This window comes from Vibrio clamense (assembly GCF_050337905.1).
GTDB classification, from domain to species: domain Bacteria; phylum Pseudomonadota; class Gammaproteobacteria; order Enterobacterales; family Vibrionaceae; genus Vibrio; species Vibrio cortegadensis.
On sequence record NZ_JAKJTJ010000027.1, the window covers coordinates 58,859 to 85,356 of the forward strand.

23 protein-coding genes are annotated in these 26,498 nt (G+C 41.0%); 12 read left to right on the forward strand and 11 right to left on the reverse strand.

What is annotated here, in order from left to right; genetic code table 11:
- Positions 1–169 precede the first annotated feature (169 nt).
- Entirely contained in the window at positions 170–559 is a 390-nt protein-coding gene (locus L4C39_RS15410) for a VOC family protein (RefSeq protein ID WP_371729834.1), read from the forward strand.
- A gap of 57 nt (positions 560–616) precedes the next feature.
- On the opposite strand, the gene soxR is transcribed toward L4C39_RS15410, so the two are convergent.
- Complete coding sequence (gene soxR / locus L4C39_RS15415) at positions 617–1,060, reverse strand: redox-sensitive transcriptional activator SoxR (protein ID WP_113798586.1); 444 nt, start codon at positions 1,058–1,060, stop codon at positions 617–619.
- A gap of 83 nt (positions 1,061–1,143) precedes the next feature.
- On the opposite strand from soxR, the gene L4C39_RS15420 reads away from it, so the two are divergent.
- The 3 genes from L4C39_RS15420 to L4C39_RS15430 all read left to right on the forward strand — a co-directional run bounded on the left by L4C39_RS15420 (position 1,144) and on the right by L4C39_RS15430 (position 4,086).
- Entirely contained in the window at positions 1,144–2,343 is a 1,200-nt protein-coding gene (locus L4C39_RS15420; RefSeq protein ID WP_429746747.1) for an MFS transporter, read from the forward strand.
- Between the two features lie 364 nt (positions 2,344–2,707).
- Positions 2,708–3,613, forward strand: coding sequence for a 30S ribosomal protein S6--L-glutamate ligase (gene rimK / locus L4C39_RS15425; protein WP_017052403.1), 906 nt, complete (start codon positions 2,708–2,710; stop codon positions 3,611–3,613).
- A gap of 47 nt (positions 3,614–3,660) precedes the next feature.
- A complete protein-coding gene (locus L4C39_RS15430; protein WP_170961633.1) occupies positions 3,661–4,086 on the forward strand; it encodes an ATP-dependent zinc protease family protein in 426 nt (141 codons plus the stop codon).
- A 90-nt stretch (positions 4,087–4,176) separates the two neighbouring features.
- On the opposite strand, the gene L4C39_RS15435 is transcribed toward L4C39_RS15430, so the two are convergent.
- Positions 4,177–4,560: a MaoP family protein gene (locus L4C39_RS15435; protein WP_017052401.1), complete on the reverse strand. Its 384-nt coding sequence runs from the start codon at positions 4,558–4,560 to the stop codon at positions 4,177–4,179.
- Between the two features lie 151 nt (positions 4,561–4,711).
- Between L4C39_RS15435 and L4C39_RS15440 the strand changes: the two genes are divergently transcribed.
- Both L4C39_RS15440 and L4C39_RS15445 read left to right on the forward strand, forming a co-directional pair.
- Complete coding sequence (locus L4C39_RS15440; protein ID WP_429746749.1) at positions 4,712–5,602, forward strand: LysR family transcriptional regulator; 891 nt, start codon at positions 4,712–4,714, stop codon at positions 5,600–5,602.
- 323 nt (positions 5,603–5,925) lie between these two features.
- Complete coding sequence (locus L4C39_RS15445) at positions 5,926–6,696, forward strand: ferredoxin--NADP reductase (protein ID WP_429746751.1); 771 nt, start codon at positions 5,926–5,928, stop codon at positions 6,694–6,696.
- Positions 6,697–6,781: 85 nt separating this feature from the next.
- Here L4C39_RS15445 and lpxL read toward each other — a convergent pair whose 3' ends face one another.
- From lpxL to L4C39_RS15465, 4 genes are all read right to left on the reverse strand, one after another.
- Complete coding sequence (gene lpxL, locus L4C39_RS15450; RefSeq protein ID WP_017052398.1) at positions 6,782–7,717, reverse strand: LpxL/LpxP family Kdo(2)-lipid IV(A) lauroyl/palmitoleoyl acyltransferase; 936 nt, start codon at positions 7,715–7,717, stop codon at positions 6,782–6,784.
- Positions 7,718–7,876: 159 nt separating this feature from the next.
- Complete coding sequence (locus tag L4C39_RS15455; RefSeq protein ID WP_017052397.1) at positions 7,877–8,314, reverse strand: TetR/AcrR family transcriptional regulator; 438 nt, start codon at positions 8,312–8,314, stop codon at positions 7,877–7,879.
- A gap of 379 nt (positions 8,315–8,693) precedes the next feature.
- Entirely contained in the window at positions 8,694–9,077 is a 384-nt protein-coding gene (locus L4C39_RS15460) for a hypothetical protein (protein WP_141707842.1), read from the reverse strand.
- Between the two features lie 665 nt (positions 9,078–9,742).
- Entirely contained in the window at positions 9,743–10,048 is a 306-nt protein-coding gene (locus L4C39_RS15465) for a hypothetical protein (RefSeq protein ID WP_429746753.1), read from the reverse strand.
- A gap of 360 nt (positions 10,049–10,408) precedes the next feature.
- Between L4C39_RS15465 and L4C39_RS15470 the strand changes: the two genes are divergently transcribed.
- Complete coding sequence (locus L4C39_RS15470) at positions 10,409–13,183, forward strand: amylo-alpha-1,6-glucosidase (RefSeq protein ID WP_429746755.1); 2,775 nt, start codon at positions 10,409–10,411, stop codon at positions 13,181–13,183.
- A gap of 375 nt (positions 13,184–13,558) precedes the next feature.
- Positions 13,559–14,533, forward strand: coding sequence for a DHH family phosphoesterase (locus L4C39_RS15475; protein WP_136994988.1), 975 nt, complete (start codon positions 13,559–13,561; stop codon positions 14,531–14,533).
- A 134-nt stretch (positions 14,534–14,667) separates the two neighbouring features.
- Here L4C39_RS15475 and L4C39_RS15480 read toward each other — a convergent pair whose 3' ends face one another.
- From L4C39_RS15480 to L4C39_RS15490, 3 genes are all read right to left on the reverse strand, one after another.
- On the reverse strand, positions 14,668–15,534 hold the full coding sequence (locus L4C39_RS15480; RefSeq protein WP_429746757.1) for an alpha/beta hydrolase: 867 nt from the start codon (positions 15,532–15,534) through the stop codon (positions 14,668–14,670).
- 74 nt (positions 15,535–15,608) lie between these two features.
- The gene (locus tag L4C39_RS15485) at positions 15,609–16,481 is read right to left on the reverse strand and encodes a MalM family protein (RefSeq protein ID WP_240697150.1); all 873 of its coding nucleotides are present in this window, start codon (positions 16,479–16,481) and stop codon (positions 15,609–15,611) included.
- A gap of 107 nt (positions 16,482–16,588) precedes the next feature.
- Positions 16,589–17,860 carry a carbohydrate porin gene (locus tag L4C39_RS15490; protein WP_170961634.1) on the reverse strand — a complete coding sequence of 424 codons (1,272 nt, stop codon included), beginning with the start codon at positions 17,858–17,860 and terminating at the stop codon, positions 16,589–16,591.
- A gap of 457 nt (positions 17,861–18,317) precedes the next feature.
- On the opposite strand from L4C39_RS15490, the gene glgX reads away from it, so the two are divergent.
- Both glgX and L4C39_RS15500 read left to right on the forward strand, forming a co-directional pair.
- Positions 18,318–20,279: a glycogen debranching protein GlgX gene (gene glgX / locus L4C39_RS15495; RefSeq protein ID WP_371711632.1), complete on the forward strand. Its 1,962-nt coding sequence runs from the start codon at positions 18,318–18,320 to the stop codon at positions 20,277–20,279.
- Between the two features lie 186 nt (positions 20,280–20,465).
- Positions 20,466–21,020, forward strand: coding sequence for a peptidase M16 family protein (locus L4C39_RS15500; protein WP_429746825.1), 555 nt, complete (start codon positions 20,466–20,468; stop codon positions 21,018–21,020).
- Positions 21,021–21,103: 83 nt separating this feature from the next.
- Here the strand turns inward: L4C39_RS15500 and L4C39_RS15505 are convergent, their stop codons facing one another.
- On the reverse strand, positions 21,104–21,487 hold the full coding sequence (locus L4C39_RS15505) for a DUF3319 domain-containing protein (RefSeq protein WP_429746760.1): 384 nt from the start codon (positions 21,485–21,487) through the stop codon (positions 21,104–21,106).
- A gap of 36 nt (positions 21,488–21,523) precedes the next feature.
- Between L4C39_RS15505 and L4C39_RS15510 the strand changes: the two genes are divergently transcribed.
- Both L4C39_RS15510 and L4C39_RS15515 read left to right on the forward strand, forming a co-directional pair.
- Positions 21,524–21,697: a hypothetical protein gene (locus L4C39_RS15510; RefSeq protein WP_429746762.1), complete on the forward strand. Its 174-nt coding sequence runs from the start codon at positions 21,524–21,526 to the stop codon at positions 21,695–21,697.
- Between the two features lie 146 nt (positions 21,698–21,843).
- Complete coding sequence (locus L4C39_RS15515; protein ID WP_429746764.1) at positions 21,844–23,694, forward strand: ABC transporter ATP-binding protein; 1,851 nt, start codon at positions 21,844–21,846, stop codon at positions 23,692–23,694.
- A 78-nt stretch (positions 23,695–23,772) separates the two neighbouring features.
- Here L4C39_RS15515 and L4C39_RS15520 read toward each other — a convergent pair whose 3' ends face one another.
- A complete protein-coding gene (locus L4C39_RS15520) occupies positions 23,773–26,496 on the reverse strand; it encodes a DUF2339 domain-containing protein (protein WP_429746766.1) in 2,724 nt (907 codons plus the stop codon).
- Positions 26,497–26,498 lie beyond the last annotated feature (2 nt).

Below are 26,498 nucleotides of genomic sequence, written 5' to 3' on the forward strand. Positions count from 1 at the left end.
CTTTTTTACTTCCTATTTGAACAGCATACTAACACCAACAAATACAGCCTAAGGGCTAGTAATCACAGCGATTTAACTCGATATGCTCCTCACCCCCGAATCATCCTGTTAGATCGCTGTTATTACTGCCCCTTATGGTGATACATAACCCTAAGTACGGAGCAACATTATGAACATTGAACACATAGCGATTTGGACACAAGATCTTGAGCGAATGAGAGATTTCTACCTAACTTACTTCAATGCAAATTCAAATGATAAATACACCAATACGAAAAAGGGCTTCAGTTCGTATTTTATTCATTTCGATAGTGGAGCAAGAATCGAATTAATGAAGATGGATTCCATCCCTACTTTAGAGATAGATGTGTACCAACAATTTATCGGCCTCACCCATATTGCTTTTAATGTCGGCAGTGAAGCGAAAGTTGATGCTATGACACAAGCGTTTATTGATGATGGATATGAAGTGCTTGATGGGCCACGAAGAACAGGAGACGGTTACTATGAAAGTGTGGTGCTTGACCCAGAAGGCAACCGACTAGAGTTAACCGCTTAGTCTTTTTGTTTGCATCAATGAGGGGGGAGGATAATCAATTACCTCCGCCTCAATCCATCATGATTCTATACTTTGAGGGAGTACCAGCTTAGCCCCCGGTTTTTTAATACCGCGAGAATCTTCAGGGTTATAAAGCGCACACTTTTCTAATGACAAGCAACCACATTGAATGCAACTTCCAAGCTGGGTCTGAAGGTTTTTTAAATGTGCGATCTTCTCTTCCAATGCTTGATGCCACGTTTTAGCAAGTTGCTCCCACTCTTCCCGCTTTGGCGCTTTATGTTTAGGTAGATGCCCTAACGCTTCTGATATTTCTTGAAGCGTCAGCCCCACATTTTGAGCGGCTTTTATTACGGCGATCCTTCTCAATATCTGGCGATCATAACGGCGTTGGTTGGATTGATTCCGAGAACTATAGATTAACCCCTTCTCTTCATAAAAATGCAATGTCGGCACACTGACCCCAGCCCGCTTAGCAACTTCTCCAATTCTCATATCCATATAAACCTCAAAAAGTCGTTGACCTAAAGTTAACTTGAGGTTTTAGAGTAGCAGCCAATGGACTCAATCACATGGAATATTTGATGGAAAATAAAACAATCACCTATTTGTCTGGCCGATTCTTCGATGGTATTAGTTCGGGCTTATTTATGATGGCCCTACCTTGGATCATGCTACAACAGCCAGATATGGGCACGTTTGTCGCGCTAATCGCCCTTTTTTGTACTGGCTTATCCTTTTGCTTAACCCCCCTTTTTTCAGTCTTTATCGACAAACACTCTCGGAAAAGCATTCTAATACTCGTTCAAATCATTCAAGCGCTTACTGCCGCTATCGTTTGTATCATCTATTGGTTAGGTATCGAGTCCAATGGGTTGCTCGCCTTATCACAGGTAATTTTTTGGCTATCCAGCAACGTCGCTTGGGCATCCAATAATGCATTCACTCAAGAAAACTACGCCAAGGATCAATATGCAAAAATCTCGGGGTATCAAGAAATTGTTATGCAAGGGACCACTCTTGGCGCTGGCGCTTTAGGTATTCTTCTTTTGGAACGATGGGGAATGGTGGAGTTCGCTCTATTTGCGGCTGTCGCCTCTTCCCTCGCCGCGTTAAGCTATCTCATCACGCCATACCACCGCCAAGTTAGCCCTTCCACCAAACGTTCCTTTTTAGGCCAAATCAAAGAGAGCAAAGTCCTTCTTACTGAGCAACCCATATTTTATGGCTTCATTCTCATATCTTGCCTCTCATACCCAGTACTGACTTTTCTCAGCAAGTTAGTTCCCATCTGGTTCGCACGATTGGGGGTCTCTGGAGATTGGTTTGCGATGTACAATGTCGCGTTTGGTTTAGGCTCATTAATGACAGGGCTGGTTATTTCCAAAATTCTCACCCTATACTCGCAACAATCTATTATGCAGTATTCAGTGTTCGTGCTTTCCCTCATCCTATTAGCGATGAGCTTAGTGACACAGCCCTTATATATAGTAGCCTTCACCGCTTTCTTTGGTCTGTTTAATGCGCTGAATCGGATCGCCCGTACCAATTGGATGCACCATGTGGTTCCAATGGCACAAAGAGGCCGCATCGATGGTGGGCTTGCGATGTTTTCCACTCTTGCACAGAGTCTGAGTTACGTCTTGATTGCATTTCTAGCCCATACAGACAACATTGGCTTGGGCTTTACTATTGTGGGTTTCATTATGTTTTTCGCTAGCTTAGGCATGCTCAAGTTAGGAGGCAAACTGGATAAAAATCGAAAACTCGCGCTCTCTCACTAGCCCATCAAAACTAGCCCATCAAATCGAGACAAGTGTCATCAAACGCAGCAATATATCAGGCCGTTTTCTGTTGCTGCGTTTAAATTTCAACGAAAAAATTTCAACGAATAGCATTACTAACCTTCGACCAATATGATTGAAGCCAGCTTTTTCAATGATTTTCACTATCAATAAAATATTCTTGTCGATACCACAAAAACTATTCGTTTCTCTTTCCATTTGATCTGCCCTAAGTTGCGCCTAAATCATCTCCTACGATGATGTTTCACAATATTCAGCCACTGTCATAATGGCTAATTTTCGCAATAACTCGGTGAGCCTTTCTGGCATTGCCGTTAATTTCGCAACTACCTAGGAAAAAAAAATGCGTATTGCAATTCTTTCTCGTAACGAAAATTTATACTCAACTCGCCGTCTTAAAGAAGCGGGTGAGGCTCGTGGTCACCAAGTAGATATCATCGACACACTACATTGCTATATGGATATCACGAGTAGTAACCCGAACATCCGTTACATGGGGGAAGTGTTGCCGAAATACGATGCTGTTATTCCACGTATTGGATCATCGATTACGTTCTACGGCACGGCGGTTGTGCGTCAGTTTGAAATGATGGGCACATTCTGTGTAAACGAATCGGTTGCGATCAGCCGTTCTCGTGACAAATTACGTTCATTGCAGCTGCTTTCCCGTAAAGGTATTGGTCTGCCACGCACTGGTTTTGCAAGTCGCCCTGACAAGATCCAAGATTTGATCAAAAACGTTGGTGGCGCACCACTGGTGATCAAGCTTCTTGAAGGTACACAAGGGATTGGTGTGGTGTTGGCGGAAACCAACAAAGCAGCAGAAAGCGTCATTGAAGCTTTTATGGGCATGAAGGCGAACATCTTGGTTCAAGAATTTATTGCAGAAGCTGGCGGTGCAGATATTCGCTGCTTTGTGGTTGGCAATAAAGTGATTGCAGCAATGAAGCGCCAAGCGGGCGAAGGCGAGTTCCGTTCTAATTTGCATCGTGGTGGTACCGCTCATTTGGTTAAATTGAGCAAAGAAGAGCGTGCAACCGCGATTAATGCAGCAAAAGCGATGGGACTAAACCTATGTGGCGTTGATATTTTACAATCTAAAAATGGGCCTGTGGTTATGGAAGTTAACTCTTCTCCAGGCTTAGAAGGCATTGAAAAATCAACCAACAAAGATGTCGCAAATATGATTTTTGAGTTCATTGAAAAAAACGCGAAACCAAATGCAACTCGTACTCGTGGAAAAGGCTAATGCCGATTTCTAGCAACGATTTTGAAAAGAACAGCAACGGAAAAAAGATGAAAAAACTTATTATTGGCAATGTGGAAGTATGTAGCTTACCGGATTTTGGGGTCAATCACCTTCAAGTGAGAACCGATACAGGCGCAAAAACATCGTCACTGCATGTTGATAATTTGGTGTGCTTCAAAAAAGACGGTCAGAAGTTTGTAGAGTTTGAGTTACACCCAGACATTTACCATTTAGAAGAGATTGTAAAATGCCAAGCGCCACTCAAAGCTTGCCGAAAAATAAAGTCATCAAATGGGGATGTCGAACATCGTTGTGTGATCACGACCAGACTACAGTTAGGCAGCGAAATTTGGCCCATTGAGTTAACGTTGAGTAATAGACAAGAGATGACTTATATGATGTTGCTTGGTAGGCAAGGCATGGCAGACAAGATTTTGGTTGATCCAAGCCAAGAGTTTATGCTCGGTAGTTAAGTAACTTCAACAAACGAAATCTTATCTCAAGCTTCGCTTATCTCGACTTTTATAGGCTTAGATTTCTGTCTAAGCCTAATTATCGTAATCTTATGACCCAGACACTAACAACGTATCATCAGGCTCATAATCATCGTCATTGACAGTATCCATGCTAACTGCATTTGCAAATTTCTTTGTACTGTTCAATGTGAAGAATCGTTTACGGCCACGAGCCAATTGAATGTACTTTAACCATACTCTCTCAAGCTTGGTTTTTGCTTTCCCAGGATGAGAGAGTACCTTGATAAAGTGTTTTTCTTCAGCATTTTCAGGGGTTATTTCACCAAGTTCTAACCCTAGCATTGTGTCGCCATAAGTAATGAGGATATCTTCTTCAACCAAGGTGAATTCTCCGGACTTTGCAAAGCCACGGGGAAATTTTACATTATCATAAAAACGTTTTTTGCCATTACGAAAAATAATTTCTGACATGTCAGCCTCAAGCACTCTTTAAGTAAGAACATTAGTGGAATAAATCTTGAGTAAAATTACCGCTAAACAATTAAAAATAAAAACAAAACGTTTTAATCGTAACCACAATAATTCCTTGCTACTCTTTAGCAAACGCACATGAGGATTTTCCATGGATGTTAAAGTTTTTAGAACTTTTTTAGAGCTTGCTAAAATTAAACACTTTGGACGCACAGCCGAAAATTTATACATAACACAAGCTGCTGTTAGTGCTCGAATAAAACAATTGGAAAGCTATTTCGATACTAAACTGTTCACCCGAGATAGGAATAACATCAAACTAACGAGTTCAGGCGAACGTTTGATTGGGTATGCGGAAGTGATGGTGTCAACCTTACAACAAGCTAAATTTGAACTCTCACTTGAAAGCAGCAAGGTTCTACAACTCACACTGGGTGGCACCCCAAATATTTGGGACGCTTACCTGCAGAACTGCCTTAGCATTGTGACCGACTCATTCGAAGGTTACGGGTTCATGGCGGAAGTGTTAAGCAGAGAGCAACTAAATCGGAACCTTCTTGAGCGAACTCTGGATATGGCTTTCGGATTTGACCCACTCAAAGCGGATGAATTTCATTGCCATAAAGTCGCGGATTTAGATCTTGTTTTAGTTTCAACCGATCACTCTAGTTTAGAAGAAGTGATGCAAGGTAAGTATGTTTATGTTGACTGGGGATCTCGTTTCTCATCTGAGCACGCTGAGCGCCATCCAACTTTTCCGCCCGCCTACTTAAGAACATCCACCGGACGTATCGCACTAGATTTTATCTTAGAAAAAAGAGGAAGTGCTTACCTGCCAGCCTCTATGGTTGAGCCTTTTATTGAATCTGAGCAGCTATACCGTGTCTCTGGTGTTGAGCAATGGAAGCGACCACTCTATTTAAGCTATCGTAAAAACAGTGGCTCCATAGACGCGATTTGCGAAGTTGAAAAACTCGTCACTCGAATCGACCCATCCAATGCCTATGTTCTACAGCAAGCAGGTGAACTGACCATCAATTAATCTGTCATTGCACCTTTTTCAATCTTTTCGCTGTTAAGCGATAAATATCGAGACAGCGAAGAGAAAAGGTCACTCATCATATCTACCCTATCAACGTTTCCTACCTACTCTTTCCTGCTCCTTTGTTCTAAATAACTTAAAGCAGTCATAATGACTCAACCAAAGAGTGTCATTATGACAAAATCTATCCGGTAACCATCAATAAACCTTAATTGATAAGTATTCTCATGTGTGGCATGGAAAGTGCTATCTTTATATAGACACTAAAATATAAACACAAAAAATAGTGGTTGGTATTGGTTAACTTTCATAAGGAACACAATATGACTGACATTCCACACGGTTTGGTATTAGGGAAGGTGATGAATAGAGTTGAGTGGAACAATCAACTGTTTAGTTTACATGTTCAAGCTCCAGTTTCACCCTACCTTGCTGGTCAATTTACTAAACTGGCTGTGTTCAATGGTGACGAATTGATACGTCGCGCTTATTCAATGGTCAATCACCCTGAGCATAAAGCAGGTCATCAAAATTTGGAGTTCCTTATCATAAAAGACGCCGATGGCCAGCTCTCGCCGAAGTTACACAAATTAAGTATTGGTGATGAGGTATATGTAGGAAAGGATCCCAGTGGCTTTATGACACTAGATGAAATACCAGCGACAGCAAAAGATTTATGGCTTCTTTCAACAGGCACAGCAATTGGTCCTTTCTTAGCTATGTTGGAGACCCAAGGACTAGAAGATCGATTTGACCATTTAATTTTGGTTCATGCCGTTAGAACAGAAAATGACCTTACTTATTCACAGCGCATTTCTCAACTCACCTCTCGACTAAAGGGAAAACTACAATATGTGCCAATTATTTCTAGAGAACATGTCTCCGGAAGTTTACGGGGAAGAATCCCAACGTTGCTACTTAGAGGCGAGCTCGAACGCGCTACGCAACTGCCCATCAGTAAAAGACACAGTTTCTTCTATCTTTGTGGAAATCCAGCAATGGTTCGACACACAAGCGACGCCCTAAAAGAACTTGGATTAACCAAACATTTACGTAAAAAATCGGGACAATTCAGTAGTGAAAATTATTGGTAGCGACAGTAAGCAGGTAAGCGAGCTTTAGATAAGTTAAATAGTGCCAATAATAAAAAAGGAGTGCACATTGGCACTCCCATTTCATCTAACGGTAGCGTGAACCGTTGTTTTTATTGTCGGGCATGGTCTTATAGCGCCGATGCATCCACATCCACTGATCCACACCTTTCATGATCACTTTTTCTACCGCTTTGTTCATAACAACAGCGGCTCCTGTAGTATCTCGCCTTGGGAATAGCTGACTAATATCTTCATCAATATCTAGGGTATACAACTCATCCGTTCTGAAGCTAGAAGCTGTCACAACAGCGCATTTCGTTGCATCGACTAAAACACCTGTGCCCATAGTCGTACTCGCCTGTTCTACTCCAAAAAACGGAACGAAAACAGAATTTTTAAATCCATAATCATGGTCAGGAAGATACCAAAGTCGCCCACCTTTGCGGAGAATTTTCATCATCCCTTTTACATCTTTACGATCCACCATTTGGTGCCCGAAGCGTGTACGCCCCCAAAACTGAATGAAATCATAAGCTGGGTTATTATGAGGTCGATACACTCCGTAGCCAGGAGCAAACAAGCTGAATGCGCGGGCTGTCATCTCTAAATTCAAGGCATGGACACAAACAACCAAAACGCCTCGCTTTTCAGATTCAAGCTGTTTCATCTGTTCTGTGTTCACTAACTTAACGTGATTTCTTACTCGCCAGTCCGGCCAAAACCAAGCCATACCCGTTTCAATGATCGCTAAACCAGAATTGTTAATATTACTTTCTAATATCTTTTTCTGCTGATCTTTTTGCATATCAGGAAAAGCTAAAGAGAGGTTCTTCTCTGCAATCGACACTCTTTTCTGTGCAAATTTTTGAGTCAGTGAGCCAATGTAAAATCCCAACCGTTTTAATAAGCGATAAGGTAAAACGGTAACGGTAAGTGCCAATAAACCAAACCCAAGCCAAACTCCCCAATATTTTGGAGATAACAGTTTGATGGTGAATTTAGGGGCTGAATAAGATTTCATAATAGACAAGTGTTTCCTTATTATTCGTATAACGCACACAATAACAGTAGAGCCATATTACTCCATAACAGAATTGAACCAAATGCCTGATATAAAAAAAGCCACTTCCAACACATAGATATCTATGGTTAAAAATGACTTCAATATCTTCATTATTGACTAATTAGAGGGGTAATTAACTAAAGCATAGCCCAGAGCATAATAAACAGCATCTCTCACTGCGGTACGATCACCCTCAATAATAGTGAGGAGATCAGAAGCGGCTCGTTGCCCACCCATTACACGATCAGAGTTCACTAGCATTTTTCTATATGCCTGATCTTCATCAATAACCTTAATCCAAGAATCTAAAAACATTTCAGGTGATGATATATCTAATGGCTCTAAGATCATCCCCTTTAAAATAGGTCTTAGCTCCTCATAAATGTTTTCTTTACGTTTAAAGTGAGCATTTATTCCTGATCGGCTGATTTTAGCTTTCTTGGCTATGTTAGCAAATGATAACTCTGCAATACCGTCTTCAACGACGATTTTCAAAGAGGCGTTGATGATTCTCTGTCTAGTTAATTTCGCTTCCGCTTGACTGACTCGTGGCATGTTGAACTCCTTAATTAGCTCAATACTACCCGAACTTTATCCCATGATGCAATCATATGAATTAAAAGATATTTACTTCTATTTTGTGATGAATAACCTTATCCGATTCGAAAGTAAACGTACATCTAGCTTACAGAATCAAATAATACCGACTCGAATAGACGCAATAATAGAACGGTCCATTAAGCGACAACTAAACTCATATTGGAAGATATGAGTTATAAAGTATCCAATCGAACAAGCATGAAGCGGCTTCCATTTGCAAGCAGCACACACTGTCATCAAGCCAATGAAAAAATGTACAAAAATAGTCTCAATTACGACTCTGCTTTCGTGCTTTCTACTGCAAGTATAGCGTTACGTCAGTTAGTGTTGCTTACTATACAACCATACTCTTTGTGATCCTCTCAACGATATTATAGTGACCTTTTTCGGCTAGCTCCCAAGACGCATAATTCTCTTGAGATCGATCGAATCGACCACCATGCACGTTCGTTTCAAATAATGCCGGGGCCGCACCACTATCTGAGCAATCACGCCCAAGAAAAATAGTGCTGACAAGTATTGGTTGAGCTCTAAAGTGGTTAATTTTACGTATCATCTTAGCGCTGCCTTTTTTAAAGGGCTTACGTGCTGGAATTTCTTTAACTTCAACATGCCTAGTGCCTTTGCGAACACTCTCTTCAAACCATATAGCCCAGCGAACATAGTCTTCAGTTAAAACTGGCTGTTTTTCAACCAAAATGTAATTTTTAGTATTCATATTCATCATTGCGCCTTGATTAAAAAGTATCACTACATACTTATGCTTCAGTTAAATGTAAAAACTATCCTGTAACCCTATACATAGGTAAATTACATCGCATCCTAGCGCCACTTGCTTTTCAACAGTAGCAATATGATACCAACAAAAACCAAACCATTAAAGTACAACACCCTTTATCATAACTTTACAGTACATCATTTAACTTGACTTTATAAATGTTACAACTAAGAGTAAATAGTTAATTTATTTAATTTATTTAATTTACACTTGATATTCGCATTTTATAGAGGGGGATTTTTATTCAATAAAACTTACAGAAACCTAGTAAAAACCCGCTCATGAGGTAAATTAAAAAGAACCATACTGAATATAAATTCAAAAACACAAAAACAAACCATTAACATACTGTTAAGGAAAAAGCGTTTAGTGTAAATTCTGGATCTGTTTTTATCGTTTTTTATATTCCAAATAATTTTTTACAAAAACAAAAAAGTATAAAAATCATCGCTTCCGACAAGAACAACAATAAAGGAAGGCTTCCTTTTCTGGTTGGATTTTACCGTACGATTGCTATTTTTATCAGATTAACAGTTTGTGATAAACAGGGAGAAAACAGATGATGATATGTAGGACCAAACCATATGCGAGTTACATTACTTGCTCTAGACTCGTTGGTTAAGAAAATTACCTTTGAAAGGATTTTGATCCATTGTTGAAAGTACATCACTGGCCTTTATTCGCTTTAAAACAACGCCTGATTCAGTATCTTTAACTGAAATAACTTTACCGTCATACTGATTTTCAACTTTAGCTTCAATATGTTCTGCATTCGCACTGATAGCCTTATCAATATAGTTTGCTGCAGAGTTAATTTTGACTTGATTTCCAATAGCATATTGATTTGAGTTATTACTTTTGAATGCTCCCCCAACAGAGGCAGAATTGTAATGATTTCCACTAACTTGCATAGAGATCTCCTCGGTTGAATCGGACATTAATTGTATCAAAAACCATGTGAATTTAATGTCGAATTAGAGGGGCTTATCTTCTATAAAGATGAGAAATAAGACGGAAAAACTTTCTGATGAACATCACGTATTTACAAATCACCCATCACGCAGAGTGAGCGATCAAAATCTTCCTCAACAAACATCACTTCTCTAAGTTATTGAATAGTAATAACTTCACAACTTTAATATATCGATATTTCATAATCGACATCTAACACTAATTTGATATCAGCAATTCCAATATCAACAACGGTTTTAACTATTTCTTATTCCATCAGTATTTCGCTACTCTTCACCGATAACTTGAGGATTATTAATATGATAACGACATCACCTACCCTGTATATTAAGGGAACTTTTAATGGTTGGGGGCTCGATTCACCGCTATCTGAAGCCGCTACTGGGCAGTTCAGCACCACAATTTGCCTCTCATCGGATACACACGCATTTAAGATCACAGATCAAGATGGCACAGCATTATGGACTTTTTCCGGCCACCCTATCGATACAACATTACTGATTGTGAATAAAGAAACACCGCTCGTAAACACTCAAGGAATTGGTAACGACCTTCATTTCAAACCACAACAAACAGGGCGTTTTGATGTCGTTGTCACCTTCACAGGGCAGCACGCTACCGTTGCAGTAAGCGCAAGCAAAGAGAATATTGAACCAACAGCATTGCGTGATCACCTTACTTATCAGGTAGACGCCGTTCACTATTTACCTCGACAACCACCAGCGCCAGTTCACAACTGTTTAGCTAGTGATCAACTTTTTGCTCAAATAGAAATTAGCAAATCGTCACCCTTTCCGTTTGTATTTGGTGACAACCAAGATGGTTATTACGAAGGTAAAACGCATACTTTTGCCAATGCAGGAAAATATCGCCACTCCCAAGGCTGGTATTTAGGCACATTTGCGAGCTTTATTGACGGTAAGATTAACGATAAGACAAAAGCACTTGACGCTAGGTTACAGGCATACGGGCTTGAGCACCGCTACGAGTCCTCGACAGATAGGTTCACGCTTATCTCAGGACAACGTACAGCCTGCCTTTCCGTACAAAGTCATCAACCAAAAGCACTGTCCATCGTTCCAGAACTCAATATTGCATTCAACCAATCCGAGATCTCCACGTTTAAGCATGGCATCGTTTACTCTTTGCCAGCAAGCCTTTGTCCAGACGGCGCTCCTCAACACATTGCAATAACAGCCAATAAACCATGTACATTCAATGAAGTAAGTTTCAGCGATCACCCAGAACTCGACTCAACTCTTCATCTGTCCGGTAACAACGTTAAACTCTTCATCCACAGTTTGAACAACGAAACACAGTTTGACGTATACCTCTGCTTTGCTGAATCAAAATCTGCTGCCATTCGTTTGGCAGAACAAGCGATCGATTCAGACTTGGTCAATTTAAACCGATACTCGATTTATCACTTCTTATGTAAGAATTATCTCTGGACCAATGATATTGAGTATAACCGTGCAGTAATGTGGGCACGACTAGCCAGTCGTACCTTTGTTAACCATGAATTTGGGGCAGGCATTTGGGCAGGGTTACCTTGGTTTAAAGATTGCTGGGGAAGAGATACTTTCATTGCACTTTCTGGAACAAGCCTAATTAACGGCCAATTCTCGGAAGCGAAGGAGATCATCACCAATTTTGCTTCAATGCAGATGACAGATGAAAATTCGATAAATTATGGCCGAGTCCCCAACCGAGTGACCAGCCTTACCAATATGATTTATAACACCACAGATGGTACTCCATGGATGATCCGTGAGGTTATGGAATATCTAAACTACAGCGGTGATTTAACCTTTGCTCAAGAGATCTACCCTGTTGTAAAACGTTTTGTTGAAGGCATCGAAAAATGTTACTTAGATGAAAATGGATTAATGACGCATCGAGATCCAGACACATGGATGGATGCAAAAATCGACGGTCAAATTCCTTGGTCGGCGCGTGGAAATCGCGCTAATGATATCCAAGCCTTATGGTATGCGAGTCTACAGTCGGCCATTGTACTTGCCGAACTCAATCAGGATGTAGCCGCTAAAACGCATTGGGCTTCCCTACTCCAACAAGTTCGAAGCAATTTTGAGTCCCTATTCTGGAATAAAGAAACCCAAACATTGGCGGATCGAATTGAAGCCGACGGCCAAGCTGATTATAGCATTCGCCCAAACCAGCTCATGACGCTAACCGTTCCGCTACAAGAGCCACTACTAAGCCCTGAAATTGGATCGAATGTTGTCTCGAATGCTGTTTCTGAACTTCTCTTTCCTTGGGGCATTTGCTCTCTGAGCCAAAGTGATGAGCTGTTTCACCCATATCACGATAAACAGAACCAATACCATAAGGACAGCGCCTACCATAATGGGACAATTTGGGGCTGGAATGCTGGCTTTACTGTATCTAGCCTAGCCATGTTTGGTGGTGAAAATTTAGCATACCAACTGAGTAAAAATCTCGGCCAACAAATAACCGACCAAGGCCATCTTGGCACAATGAGTGAAAACTTAGACGCTTGGCAAAAAGACGACGCAGATCTAGTCGAAAGTGGGACTTTTGCTCAAGCTTGGTCTGTCTCTGAATATGCTCGAAATGCACAGCAAGATTATCTGGGCTTTAAACCGAACCTCTTAAACGACCAACTTGTTTTGCACCCAAAACTGCCTACAACATGGCATGAATTCACTGCCACACTACCATTTGGTTGTGGTGATAACTTAAACCTTAGCTTTAATCGTTGTGGTGATATTCAACATTTCACATTCCAATCAACACAGAAAGAGTCAATGGCTCTGAAGCTGATTTTAGAGTGTCAAACAGGCAGTAGAATAGAGGTGAGTGGTGAATTAGTTGGAACGATCAAGGTTGAGTTTAATGCTCAAACGGGCGAGCTCAAATCGGATATCAATAACCTAGAAACAAAGATAGAGACATCAATTCATTCTGACTCAGTGTCTAAACTTAAGTTCACTCAACCGAATTGGGAAATAGAGCCGACATCAATGTCTAAACCTAACTACCTAAAAGACAAAATTGAGAATCAAGCCCACCAAGTGGCAATCGACTAGAATAGATTCTCGCTGTCATACTGTTCGATATAATACTTCTCAATACACTACTTCTCGATAAAAAACGCAGCGGTAATTCGCTGCGTTAACTAAACCTCATGATTAATATTAACTTAACTATCAGTAAGCTACTCAAATAGTCATAAAGTAAAAATATAATGAGAGTTCTATCAAGCTAATGGACATAACTCTCTTACTGTCACTATAAATAATCAGATATTGATATATATTTTCTAAATCAATTGGATATGTATTAGTACCTAACGCTGCTCCCTAAATGGGCATTATCCAATATAAACTCAACCAGCTCAAAAAAGAGAAATCAGGCTCACAAAGGCTGACCAGAGTTTGGAAACCAACGGATATGAGGCACTAATGGATTTAGTCAATTTCGATAATTTTTTAAAACGTTTACAGGTCGATGAACGAATTATAGTACAAGCACACGATTTTCCTGATCATGATGCAATCTCATCAGCATTTGCTCTTGCTTACCTGTTAAAAAAGCTCGGGTTTTCTCCTTTTATTACCTACCAAGGTTATATAGATCGGATATCGTTACGTAATCTGATTGATTGGCTAAACATCCCAACCGTCAGCCCAAAACAATTATCACTTACACCCAATGATAAAATAATCATTGTTGATGGCTGTATAGGAGAAAAAAACGTAACCGATCTTCCCGGATTAGAAGTAGCCATTATTGATCATCACCAAGTTAAAGCTCCCCACTTTGTTTGGTACTCAGATATACGACCAAACTACGGCTCAACTGCAACAATCCTGGTCGATTACTTTAATTACTACTCACTCGATATACCAAAGAAAATAGCGACGGCTTTACTTGTTGGCCTTACATTCGATACGGCAAATTTTACACGCTCTGTCAGCGATGCAGATATGAAGGCATTAATCCAACTCCAATCTAAATCTGACATGCAGATGGTTAATCGTATCTGTAGAAATCAACTTGAATTCCAAGAATTAGAATTGTTTGACGCTTTACTGTCCTCCATGAAAAGAGAGAAGAATTGTGCTTTCGCTGTATTGCCTGATGGATGCCCTAAAAATATGTTAGGAGTATTAGGTGACTTCTTATTAGGGGTTGATGAAATAGATGTGGTCATTTTGAGTGCACGAAATAGAGGTAAAACTTTTTTGTCGTTACGCTCAGAATGTCCAAACAATAATGTAGAAAAAATAATTCGAAGTGTTCTGAATAATTCAGGTATAGGCTTCGGTGGAGGCCATGCCCATATGGCAGGTGGGATCATCAATGAAATGTACCAACTCTCACAAGAGCTAGATTATGTTTACAATCTTATTCGGCCAAAGCTTATTTTATGCTAATGATTTTTATGCCTCCACATTTACAAATCCATCAAATCGCTATTAAGTAACGACTCGCGCCTGATACCATACTTCTCGATAAAAAACGCAGCGGTAATTCGCTGCGCTTCAATTTATACAAAGACAGAGATCGCTTATCTTGTCCTAGTATCCTCAAAAAAAGCCATCATATCAGGGAAACGTTTTGCCCAAGCTTGCTCATTGTGCACCGCTCCCTCTTCTTCTTGATAACTTAGACTAACGTTTGAATGCTTGGTCTCTAACTCTATTTTCATTTTCCGCGCGCCATCCAAGTAAACCTCAGAGAAGTCCAATCGGCTATCATCACTCGTCTCGTTTGTTCCCATATCCATATAGACACTTAATGGCAGTTTTGACTTTGTCGATTGAGTCTCTTTCTTGCGGATGAATTCAAAAACCTTCGCCTCGTTAAACCAAAAAGCAGGAGAAAACACCCCACAGAACCCGAAACAATCTAAATGCTCCACAGCCCCATATAAGCTGATCAACCCTCCCATTGAGCTTCCCACAAGCGCGGTATGTTGACGCTGAGGTAAACTTCGAAAGTGCGTATCAATATAAGGCTTTAATGTATTCACAATGAACTCACAATAAGCTTTACCCTCACCACCTAACTTGTAAATCGAGGAGTCACGGCTGGGTAAGTCGAACTCTTGGTCCATAATCCATGGTGAATACTCATTAAAACGTCCCATCCCTTCGCATTCAGCGCCATTATCTATGGCAACAACAATACAACCTGTGATCTCACCATTCTTCTGCATACGGTCAAGGGTTGCTGGGACTTGCCAACTGTCGCCATAAGATGAACGTTGAGGATCGATAACATTCTGACCATCGTGCATGTAAATCACAGGATAACTCAAGCTAGAATCGTCATAACCATTGGGCAGGTAGATATGAATGCCACGATGTCGATTCAGTTGCGGCATAAAAAAATCATCAATACAGTGCAGACGCTTAGGATCAAAATGAGACATGATTTTCCTCATAAATACATTTTCTTTAGATAAAAAAATGCCCCAGTAAAACTGAGGCACATTATTGAGTGAAATTATTTTGAATTGACGGCTTTTACGAACGCTTCTTGCGCACCTTCAATATTCAGCGCTTTCGCTTCATCTAATAAGCTAAGCGCTTTTGGAATATCATTAGACTTCACAGCATTTTGAATGGCAGAAATGTAAAACTTCGTCGATTCAGGTTGAGCGGCAATGGCTGTTTTCGCTTTCACTACGCTAGCAGCGGGTTCTTGTTTAACGACTTTAACAGGTTGTTCAACCGTTTTAGAAATCGCTCTAAATGGGCGCAACTTAAGCGTTTCAACTTCAAGTTCTAACTTACCCCCTAGTTGATGCGTATAAACAGGATCCGTTACCATCGGCATCACTTCGCCAAACTCTTTCGCTCGAACTTTTGCTGGGTGATCAACCTTAACGCTTTCTCCCAGTAAATCTGCTGGCGTGTAAACCACTAGATATGGCGTTTTTGCCGCATCCGCACGAAAACTCGCGATGTAACGAGTACTGGTAAATGCATTTGATGGCAGTGTTTGAAAGTCTTCTAATTTATATTGAGTGACCACTTGAAAATTTTCATCAAGTAATAGAGCGGTCGGAGCAAATACGCTGTCATCAATGAATCGACTTGCTAATTCGATTTTGACTTCTTGTGAGCGATCACTGAAGCGAAATGCGGCAAAGTGGCTGTTACCAGAAACAAATGAACCGACTGGAGATGCTAAATCGATATCAAATTTAATATCTTCATTATCTTGTAGCTGAACAAAAGGGAATTCAGAATAGGTGGTACAACAAACTTCAGAATTCGTTGGGGGAGTCAATTCAAGCTTAACTTGAGCATCTGAAGCACAACCGCTAAGTAAGGCACCTAACACTACGGCTAATATAGAGCTTTTTTTATTAATCATTGTTTTCTCACTATAGGTTGCTTGTGGGTTATAACCATCAACTATAACTTGTAGGGCATAACGTCAAAAAGGCAGCCCAAAGGCTGCCCTTAATACTAAACGATTTAGAACCAGATTTCAGTGTGTACACCGAATACAAATTGGTCATCGCCGTTTTCAATACCAATAATGCCCGCACTTGCTTCATCATCGGCTTTAATGTAGCTGATGTATGGCTTAACTTGTGGGCGACCAAAGTAGTCTGAGTTAGCTGTAAATGCAGTTGCAATTTCAAGGTTAATGATGTTGCTTTCTACAGCATCGCCAGTACGACCCCAGTAACCTTCATCACCTTCTTCATGGCCGTATGAAGCTGTTGCTTCTAAACGAACATTATCATTAAGCTTATAAGAAGGACGAGCAGCTACGATGTAACGAGTCAGACCTTCCGCACCAAACAGTTGGTCAAGAGCCGTAAAGTAGGCTACTTCTGTACCTAGTTGCACTTTATCTGAAATGTTCAGTACACCGTAAGATGTTAGGAATAGTGACTCAGCGTCATCATTGCCGCCAGACCAGTTACCAAAGTTCACACCACGGTTTTGCATTACACCAGAACCGTAAGCAATTGCGTTTTGAGTCCAACCATCAAGGCCATAGTAGCTAGTATTTAATGTTACAGAAGCACCTACGCCGTCATCATTTTCGCCATCTAACACTTGCTTACCAAGTTTTAGGTCAAAATCAAGACTACCAATACCAGCATCTACACCGTAGTAATACATATCGATTGAAGATAATGTAGTACGTGGTTCAGTTTTATGTTTATCACCAAAAGCATCAATCGAATCAGCCATTACATAAGCGATACCAGCAGTGTTGCCACCAAGTTTAGTTTGGATACCCGCACCAATACCTGAAGATTGTTTCCAGAACTCACCAGAAAGAATACCCGCAGCACGGTTTAAGAAGCGTTGACCACCCCAAATAGAAGTGTCTTCACCTAGAATACCACCTAGCTCAACAAATGCTTCTTTAACAGCAAAGCCATCTTCATCACGTACAGCTTCGTCACCATCAGATGAATAAGCGTAAGAGTTACCGTTACCAAATTCGGTACGAACTACATAATCAGCCCAAACACCATTTTCGTATTCACTGTGCTTTTTAATTGTGAATTCGACTTGGTTTGTACTTTTACCGTGAGTACCCGCTGTTTTGTAGTCTGGGCGACCAAATTCAGTATCTGTCGTTGTACCATCAACAACACGAACGTTCGAAGACATGTAACCATGTACTTCCCAACCATCAGTTACAGTATCAGTAGCAGCAGCGAATGCAGAACCCGCAGCTAATGTAGATGCCACTGCAGCAGCAATTAAACTTACTTTATTCATTCTTAACTCCATCAAGGATGATTTATAATTTATGGACGACTTATAATTTTTTGGTTCTTTTTGCGATGCATCCTGTAAAGGCAGTAAACAGGTCGCATCGAAAAAAGAGGTAAGATGGGAACAAGTCCCCGGTTGTTTCAACGAGGTCCATAATAGGCAAGGATGAGAAGGCTGACTTCCTCCACCTTAATTAAATTTAAGGGGGATGATTAGGGATGAGATAAATTACAGAATGACGTTTATTTAGCTTTGATCACACAAACAGGGGGGAGGAGGCGATCGATTTATATCGGATACCCTGACAAAACGATAACTAAGTCATAGTTTTGTTAAACCCATTCATAAAAATGTAATTTAATTACATAAACATTTATCTAAATAAGGTGCTTGACCTTGTTGAGACAAAGCTTTTTACTAATAGTTCTATCCGTGTAGTAAATGAAAAAGAATTCCTAACATGACAAAAACGCTCTCTCGCCCTTATCCACTTGGCGCTACGCTCAACAATAATGGCTGTAATTTTTCCATCTATGCTCCGGAATGCAAATCGATAAAACTTGCTCTATTTGATGAGCAAGATAAGTTTGAAACCTTCCCTTTAGAAGGTGAATATGCAGGGATTCGTTATACCCATATTCCAAACATCAAAGCACAGCAAAAATATGGTTACATTATTGAAACAGAAAAGGGATTACACCTTTTATCTGACCCTTATGCTAAAGCCATTGATAAAGCACTCCACTACGAGACACCTTATAGCTCAGAAAAAAGCTTCTCTATGCCAAAATGTGTTGTCATTGACGATAAGTTTGATTGGCAAGGTATTGAGCAACCAAGAATTCCCAAAGAAGACACCGTTCTTTTTGAAACTCATGTAAAAGGCTTAACTAAGCTGAATCCAAATTTAAATGAAAGCGAAAAAGGCACTTATTTAGGCTTATACAGCCCCGAAATGCTCGCCTTTTACAAACAACAAAATATTAACTCTATCCAACTATTACCCGTTGCGGCATGCATGCATGAGCCCCATCTATTAGAGATGGATAAGGTTAATTATTGGGGATATAACCCATATTTATTCATGGTTCCTGACCCTAGATATGCTAAAAATGATGCGGTAACTGAGCTAAAAACAGCCATTCGGGAACTGCACAAAAATGGCATCGAAGTCATTTTAGATGTGGTGTATAACCATACGGCGGAGAGCGGTGAAGGTGGGCCAGTATTCAACTGGAAAGCTCTAGATTCACGTGTATATATTAAACACGGTTGCCATTATGCCAACTTTACAGGCTGCGGTAATACCGTTGATTTAACATACCAACCAGCACTCAACCTTGTGATGGATACTCTTCGCTATTGGGTCAAAGAGTTCAAAGTTGATGGTTTTCGCTTCGATTTAGCCGCAACTCTAGGTAGACAAGGGGACAATTTTAACCCTGAAGCGGCCTTTTTCAAAGCTGTTGCCCAAGATCCAACCCTACGCGAAACCAAACTTATTGCAGAACCTTGGGATATAGGCCCAAATGGTTATCAAGTAGGCAATTTCCCTCTTGGCTGGAATGAATGTAACGATAAACTGCGTGACATTACCCGTAGCTTCTGGCGTGGTGATCAAGGCTATTTAAAAGAGTTTGCCACTCGACTAATGGGCTCGCGCGATCTCTACAGTGCCGCCAATTGGCCTCATAAACTGACCGTCAATTACATTACCTACCATGACGGCTTCACTATGCAAGATCTTGTTTCCTACAAGCATAAGCACAATGAAGAGAATGGCGAACACAATCGAGATGGGCATGGAGATAACCGCTCAGAAAACTACGGAGTAGAAGGTCCTTCTGAGAACATGCTTATTATCGCTACCCGTGAAAAACAAAAACGTAACTTCATGGCGAGCTTAATTTTTGCGTTTGGTATTCCTCATATATTAACGGCTGATGTGCTATCACATACCCAAAATGGCAACAACAACGCTTATTGCCAAGACAGTGAAACCAGCTGGTTAAATTGGGAGAGCAATGAAAGAAAAGATTATTTCAAAGGCTGGCTATCGGAAATGATCAGGGCACGCCAAGAGTTTATGGTGCCTTTCATTAAAGCGTTTAGTGGAGAAGGTAGAAACAATAACCGCATTTTTTGGCGTCGTATTGATGGAACCTTAATGGAACATGATGATTGGAACCGTTTGAGCTCTGTTGCGCTGCATTTGGGTATTGATAGCGATGGTGCTGAAATGGTTTACTTAATCAACCAAACCAGCGCTCCTGCGAGATTTAAGTTACCAAATGATAAAAATCAAATTTGGGAAACCATATGTGATACCAACTTGAGAAATGTACAGCATGGACACGCAGAAGGAGAAGTTCTGTTGTCGCCAACCTCAATGGCTATATTACACTTTCGACCTAAAAATTAGCAGGGTCAGTACTATCAGTCTGTTCGAATAGTATCAGTCTAAACATAAAGGCGAGATGATTTATATCTCGCCTTTTTTACACCTCTAAAAACTGAAGAATGGAAACATTTAACGATAATTAAAAACAAGCAACAACACAATTGACACATTGCGGTAATTTATAAATTAGGCAGTTACAAGAAGCGCATAAACAGCTATTCAAACAAAACCGAAAAAGGCTCTCAGTATCTATTGCGAGTCATTTCGACTGAGCCCGAAGTAAGGTCGACAAAAACTACTTTTATGGACGATATGCTACAGCGTATTATCACAATGCGTCTAACGGCCTACGTTCGCGAAGAGTTGAGCTTAGACTACGCCCCGTTTGTTATGACTTTAATGGAAGATAGTGAGCCAAACAGCGACTGGCTAATCGGAGCACAAGTTACTCCACATAATGAAGCCATGATAGAAAAGGCCATTGATAAGGTCGTTTCGGACATTCAGCTTGGTGTGTCTAATCAAGAAGTGGAGATCGCTGCGAAACAGTTAATGAAGGATATGACTTCAGAATTAAACAACCAGAAACTCTACACTTGGTCGATGACTCGCTATCTGGTTCACAATTATGGTTTTGATGAATTCTTAGATTTGGAAGGAACAGCAAAAGGGATTAGTAAAGAAGATCTATCCAACAGAGCAAAGATGGCCTTTGGTAGCAGCTCTTGGCAAAGCAAAAATATTCTGCGACCAAAAAGTTAACTGACTAAGCTCAATTACTCGCAAATATGTATGTGGCATTGAGCACCAGAACCAATGCCACTTATCCAGCAGAAAGAACAAGGTCAATTTGATTTTAAACCCGCTTCAGCCTTCTGTTTAGCAACTAAATACGCATCAATATGCTTTTGTATCGCCGTTTTTGTTCCTTTAATTAACCGACTGTTGAACATGCAGTACCATGTCTTTTCATCATCACTGTCGTTCTTAATCAAAAAACCGTTGTAGTGTTCATTTCTCGACTGAGCTTTGGTTTTTTTGTACCGTTCATTTTGGAGTGCAAACTCTTGAGGGTCGACAACAGATGCCGTATCGCACCACCAATCAATACTCTTCTTTAATTCAGAAATATTACCAGTCAGTATCTGCCCTTTGATCTTAACCTTCCATACACTTGCTGACTGATTAGCAAGCTTAAAATTAAAGCCCCGATAGTTTGCAATGGCCATGATATATAATCTTTTAATTCTAATAACGGATATTGGTTGGGTTGGATTATATACCGTACAGCAGAACAGAAAAAGATCTGTACCACGGTTTTTTATCATATTGCATTTGTCATATTGATCTGGTCATTTATCACCCACCCTCACGTCAACACCAGTCGTTCAATACGAAAGCAGAAGTTCGATTACGACGTAAATCAATACCAAGAATAATGCAATCAAATGGTTACATTCCGAACATATTGCATATAGGATAAGCCTATCTAATTTACGAAAATCCGCGCGATTCCTTTGCCTCCTCCATCTTGAAGCCAATTTGAACGTTTTCGTAATAGTAAAAATAACGTTAGGAATTAAATATGTATAAGTTATTTGAAAGCTTTACTCAGGCTTTCCCACAAGATGATCCTAAACAGCCCCCCAATGGGATTCTGGCATTTTGTCTTCATTACACCAAAGGATTCGAAAAACCGTTAGCTATTCTCGCAGTAATGAGTATGAGTATTGCGATAATTGAAGTATCACTTTTTGGCTTTATGGGACAATTAGTTGATTGGTTATCGACGAGTAACCCCGACACCTTTTTAGAGCAAAATAGCTCCACATTGATTGGTCTTGGCATTTTGCTGCTCGTGATCATGCCAATCATGATCACCGCTTACTCATTGCTTATCCACCAGACGTTGCTTGGCAATTACCCAATGTCGATTCGATGGTTGGCTCACCGTTATTTACTAAAGCAGAGTCTCTCTTTCTATCAAGACGACTTTGCCGGGCGCGTTGCAACCAAAGTAATGCAGACATCGCTCGCCGTTAGAGAAACGGTAATGAAAGCCGTCGATGTTTTTATCTACGTGACCGTCTATTTCACTGCCATCATTTTTATGCTTGCGCAATCGGACTGGCGACTTATGGCACCAATGCTGATATGGCTAGGGATTTATCTTGGGATTCAATTCTATTTTGTTCCTAAGCTTAAAGCCGTTTCGTCAGAACAAGCGGATGCCCGATCACTAATGACTGGGCGAATTGTCGATAGTTACACCAACATTGCGACCGTGAAATTGTTTTCTCACAGTAAACGTGAAACAGAATACGCAGAAGAGGGAATGGAAGGATTCTTAGATACGGTTCATAGACAAATGCGCTTAGTCACAGGTTTTAACGTCTGTGTTGAACTAGCGAACTATCTACTTGTGTTCTCCATCTCCGCGATTTCTATTGCTCTGTGGATGGACAGTGCGATCACTATCGGTGCCATCGCGATCGCGATCAGTTTGGCCTTGCGTATTAACGGTATGTCGAAGTGGATCATGTGGGAAGTTGGCGGACTGTTTGAGAATATGGGTACGGTAATTGACGGTATGAAAACGCTATCAAAGCCTATCGATATACAAGACAAGCCCGATGCTCAATCTATAGAAGTACCTCAGGGTGGCATTGTATTCGATAACGTCAGCTTCAATTATGGCGAGAATAAAGGGGTGATCAATAACCTTAACCTCAATATTAAGCCCGGAGAAAAAGTCGGTTTAGTGGGACGTTCAGGCGCAGGTAAATCCACCTTAGTTAACCTATTACTCCGATTCCATGATGTTGAAGGCGGTCAGATCCGTATTGATGATCAAGTGATCTCCGATGTCACTCAAGATTCACTGCGTAGCAATATCGGAATGGTCACTCAAGATACCTCTTTACTGCACCGTTCGATCCGAGAAAACATTCTATATGGCAAACCCGATGCCGGAGAAGATGCTTTACTTGCTGCGACGAAACAAGCTCACGCTCATGAATTTATTGAAACGCTGACCGACCCATTCGGAAATATTGGCTATGATGCTCAAGTGGGTGAACGAGGTGTTAAACTGTCTGGCGGACAGCGTCAGCGAATCGCGATTTCACGAGTTCTTCTCAAGAATGCACCACTGCTCGTTCTAGATGAAGCAACCTCTGCATTAGATTCAGAAGTCGAAGCTGCCATTCAAGAGAGCTTAATTGAACTTATGGAAGGCAAAACGGTTATCGCCATTGCTCACCGCCTATCGACAATTGCCGCAATGGATCGCTTAATCGTGCTTGATAAAGGCAATATCGTAGAACAAGGTTCACACCAAGAGTTAATCAACCAAGGTGGCATCTACGCCCAACTTTGGGCTCATCAAACTGGTGGTTTTATTGGCGAGAACTTAGATGTCAGTGGAAGCAACTAGTAATGCAAACCATTAGTTAGTGCTAATTGAAATGGCGACCCGTTTATGGTCGCCATTTTTTTACCTTTTAGTCAGCCACTACTTTTCGAGTTCAGCCTCGCCATGACGCTTTTTAAGTGTTTGGAACAGCCACCCTAGACCAATAAGAGCTAAGCCTAGCCCTAAGAAACTTGCCGCTCGCCAAATACCATCCAAATAACTAACATCAGAAATGAAGACTTTCACCACCGCAAGCCCCACAACAATTAAGCCATAAGTTTGATGAGCAGATTTTTGACGAACCACACCAATGTAGGTCCATAACGCTCCCAAAATGACTAATGCAGCAGAGTAAGTTAACCATTCCGCCATGCTGGTTGTTTCCAATATCGACATGCTTTCTGTTTGCCAAAATTGACGAATTGATAATGCAAGCCATAACGCGAGCAACCCACCACCTACAACATATAACCAACGAGGTTGTACCGGCTCAGGGCACCAATTTCGGTGAGCTAAAATAATAAGCGCGGCGCCTGGAAGTAACCAACCCAGAGATAAACCATTAAACAGTGGTATCGCTGTAGCCGACACGGTATCTGCCGATAACGGCATAAACTGAGTGTTGAGTAAAAACATACATATCAGAGCGACCAATAATAGAGCGTAACGGTAGCATAGATAGAAATAATGCATTGTATGACTAAACTGCTGGCGGTAACTGTAGACACCAACCAATACAAGCGCCTCTATTAACCAGAAACTCACACTCGTTAAATCAAGTTTATCGAATATTACAAAGCTACCAGTCAGCCAGTAATGACTTTGCATTAAGACAAAGATAGCAATGACATGAACGAGTGCGCCTTCAAACCAATCCGCTAATGCAATGCTTTTCTCACGCATCATTTTTAATGCGAAACCTAAAATGACAATCGCAGGTAAGCAATTTGCTACCGCGACCCAACCTTGTGGCGAAAGCCCTTGTTGCCACGACTCAATCACAGGTAATAAGCTTAAACGAGTGAGCAATAGTGAGACGGCAATCTTAACGACAACATCACGCAACACAGCATAAGAAAGAACCATTTGAAGAGTCATTGCCAAAACTTGTAACGCTAATAGAGCAGTGAACACCTCGCCATAGAACCAAATATAATTAAGTACCAACAGTACAGCATGAATTGACGCTGAAAGGTCCGAACGCAATCTTGGTTCCATTTTTGCCAATCCACCGAGTCCTAAGCATCCGCCAAGAGCAAAAAGACTTGTTAGCCACAATCTGTCTGGATAATTTCCTTCCACATAAACCAATACACCAATTAGCATTAATGCACCGCAAGATACCGCCCACCAATAACTGAATGTGGAACGATAACTGGCTGAAAACTGTCTATAAGAACGCAATACAAGAAGCACAGTCCAGAGAGCTAACACCCCAAGCACTGATAAAAGGGACTCTGGCGTATTCAATAAATGTAGATGCAATACAGCAGTGAGAATGACCGTTGAAACCAATGATAATAATTGGGACTCACGGCTTGAATAGCCTCGACGAACAGCAGGCAATAGCAACATGACAAAGGGAGTGATAGCTAAAGAAAAGAGCGTAAAATTACTCAGTGGAAGATGTGATTCTGCAATAAGTATCAGCGCGCCAATCATCCCCGCAATGATTGCAGGGTGATACCAAGTCCGCGGTACTCTTTGGCGAAACGGTACTTTTAGCGCCCAACCCTGATGAGGCACAAGCACTAATAAATAGGTGGATAAGGGATAAAATAGCGAAACCCAAAGTGTTAAATTATCGGTTTCAATGGCGGAACTCATCAGCCCAAGCCATCCAATATGAGCCAAGCTAATAAACAAAGACAGCCAAGGAACATTCATTCGCGGGCGCACATATAATCCAGCAGCCGTTACCATGCTGATATAGCTCATGAACACATAGAAATTAGGCGTCCCTTCACCAACCCAGAAAGGAGCCGTATAACCACCAATTAGCCCTAAGATCGCCATTAAGCTTCCAAACCGATAACTTAAAGTCAAACAGACCAAAGCGGTTAATGCGATAAGCCCCAAAGCCCATGACTCTGGAACAAGTTGATACATCACCGTTGCGAACACAATCGTGAGATAAATACCGGTCATCCCTGCGGCTGCAAACGTTGCTGGGATATAATTTTGATTAGGAATATCAGCAAGACGCCACCTCTTCGCCTGTATTTGTCGATGTAACCACTCCGCAAAACCAACAATAGCCACTGACAATATCAAGCTTCCGGTAATGCGCCCTTGAGGTGAGATTTCAATTCGACTTCCAACAAACTGCACTAAATACCCGATACCAAATACAAGAGCTAACCCACCGATCCATACTAACCAGTTCCGTTTTAAGTGGGCGACAATCTGTTGTCCAAATCCAACTTCCGTTTGATTGCAATTTTCTAATGGATTGAGAGGACGACGTGAATTGTTAGTGGTGTTTGAAACGATAACTTTCGATTCTAGATTAACTTCAGGAGTGTCATTGGCGGCTGATTGCAATGATTCAACGATAGACGAGCTTTCATTCACTCCTAAGCTATCAGCAGTATCTATCGATGACTCCGCTTCTCGCTGATACACATCGTCCCCTTTAGAGGTTGAAGATTGCCTTTCTGTATACACACCACGTTTCAGCTCCGTTAGTCGATCCACTTTTTCATTCAATTGAGACAAAGCCGATCTTAAGCGTTTTGTTTCTATCAAAGCTCTTATGGCAACGATAGGGCTCACAAGCAACGCTATCACCACGAATCCAATAATCAGAACAACCTCATCCATAC

What these genes read in the sequence shown, in the direction of transcription:
- L4C39_RS15410 (WP_371729834.1), top strand. Translation starts at nt 170, where the DNA reads ATGAACATTGAACACATAGCGATTTGGACACAAGATCTTGAGCGAATG.
- rimK (WP_017052403.1), top strand. Translation starts at nt 2,708, where the DNA reads ATGCGTATTGCAATTCTTTCTCGTAACGAAAATTTATACTCAACTCGC.
- L4C39_RS15435 (WP_017052401.1), bottom strand. Translation starts at nt 4,560, where the DNA reads ATGTCAGAAATTATTTTTCGTAATGGCAAAAAACGTTTTTATGATAAT.
- L4C39_RS15440 (WP_429746749.1), top strand. Translation starts at nt 4,712, where the DNA reads ATGGATGTTAAAGTTTTTAGAACTTTTTTAGAGCTTGCTAAAATTAAA.
- lpxL (WP_017052398.1), bottom strand. Translation starts at nt 7,717, where the DNA reads ATGAAATCTTATTCAGCCCCTAAATTCACCATCAAACTGTTATCTCCA.
- L4C39_RS15515 (WP_429746764.1), top strand. Translation starts at nt 21,844, where the DNA reads ATGTATAAGTTATTTGAAAGCTTTACTCAGGCTTTCCCACAAGATGAT.
- L4C39_RS15470 (WP_429746755.1), top strand. Translation starts at nt 10,409, where the DNA reads ATGATAACGACATCACCTACCCTGTATATTAAGGGAACTTTTAATGGT.
- L4C39_RS15505 (WP_429746760.1), bottom strand. Translation starts at nt 21,487, where the DNA reads ATGGCCATTGCAAACTATCGGGGCTTTAATTTTAAGCTTGCTAATCAG.
- soxR (WP_113798586.1), bottom strand. Translation starts at nt 1,060, where the DNA reads ATGGATATGAGAATTGGAGAAGTTGCTAAGCGGGCTGGGGTCAGTGTG.
- L4C39_RS15460 (WP_141707842.1), bottom strand. Translation starts at nt 9,077, where the DNA reads ATGAATACTAAAAATTACATTTTGGTTGAAAAACAGCCAGTTTTAACT.
- L4C39_RS15445 (WP_429746751.1), top strand. Translation starts at nt 5,926, where the DNA reads ATGACTGACATTCCACACGGTTTGGTATTAGGGAAGGTGATGAATAGA.
- L4C39_RS15430 (WP_170961633.1), top strand. Translation starts at nt 3,661, where the DNA reads ATGAAAAAACTTATTATTGGCAATGTGGAAGTATGTAGCTTACCGGAT.
- L4C39_RS15475 (WP_136994988.1), top strand. Translation starts at nt 13,559, where the DNA reads ATGGATTTAGTCAATTTCGATAATTTTTTAAAACGTTTACAGGTCGAT.
- L4C39_RS15520 (WP_429746766.1), bottom strand. Translation starts at nt 26,496, where the DNA reads ATGGATGAGGTTGTTCTGATTATTGGATTCGTGGTGATAGCGTTGCTT.
- L4C39_RS15490 (WP_170961634.1), bottom strand. Translation starts at nt 17,860, where the DNA reads ATGAATAAAGTAAGTTTAATTGCTGCTGCAGTGGCATCTACATTAGCT.
- L4C39_RS15420 (WP_429746747.1), top strand. Translation starts at nt 1,144, where the DNA reads ATGGAAAATAAAACAATCACCTATTTGTCTGGCCGATTCTTCGATGGT.
- L4C39_RS15465 (WP_429746753.1), bottom strand. Translation starts at nt 10,048, where the DNA reads ATGCAAGTTAGTGGAAATCATTACAATTCTGCCTCTGTTGGGGGAGCA.
- L4C39_RS15480 (WP_429746757.1), bottom strand. Translation starts at nt 15,534, where the DNA reads ATGTCTCATTTTGATCCTAAGCGTCTGCACTGTATTGATGATTTTTTT.
- L4C39_RS15455 (WP_017052397.1), bottom strand. Translation starts at nt 8,314, where the DNA reads ATGCCACGAGTCAGTCAAGCGGAAGCGAAATTAACTAGACAGAGAATC.
- glgX (WP_371711632.1), top strand. Translation starts at nt 18,318, where the DNA reads ATGACAAAAACGCTCTCTCGCCCTTATCCACTTGGCGCTACGCTCAAC.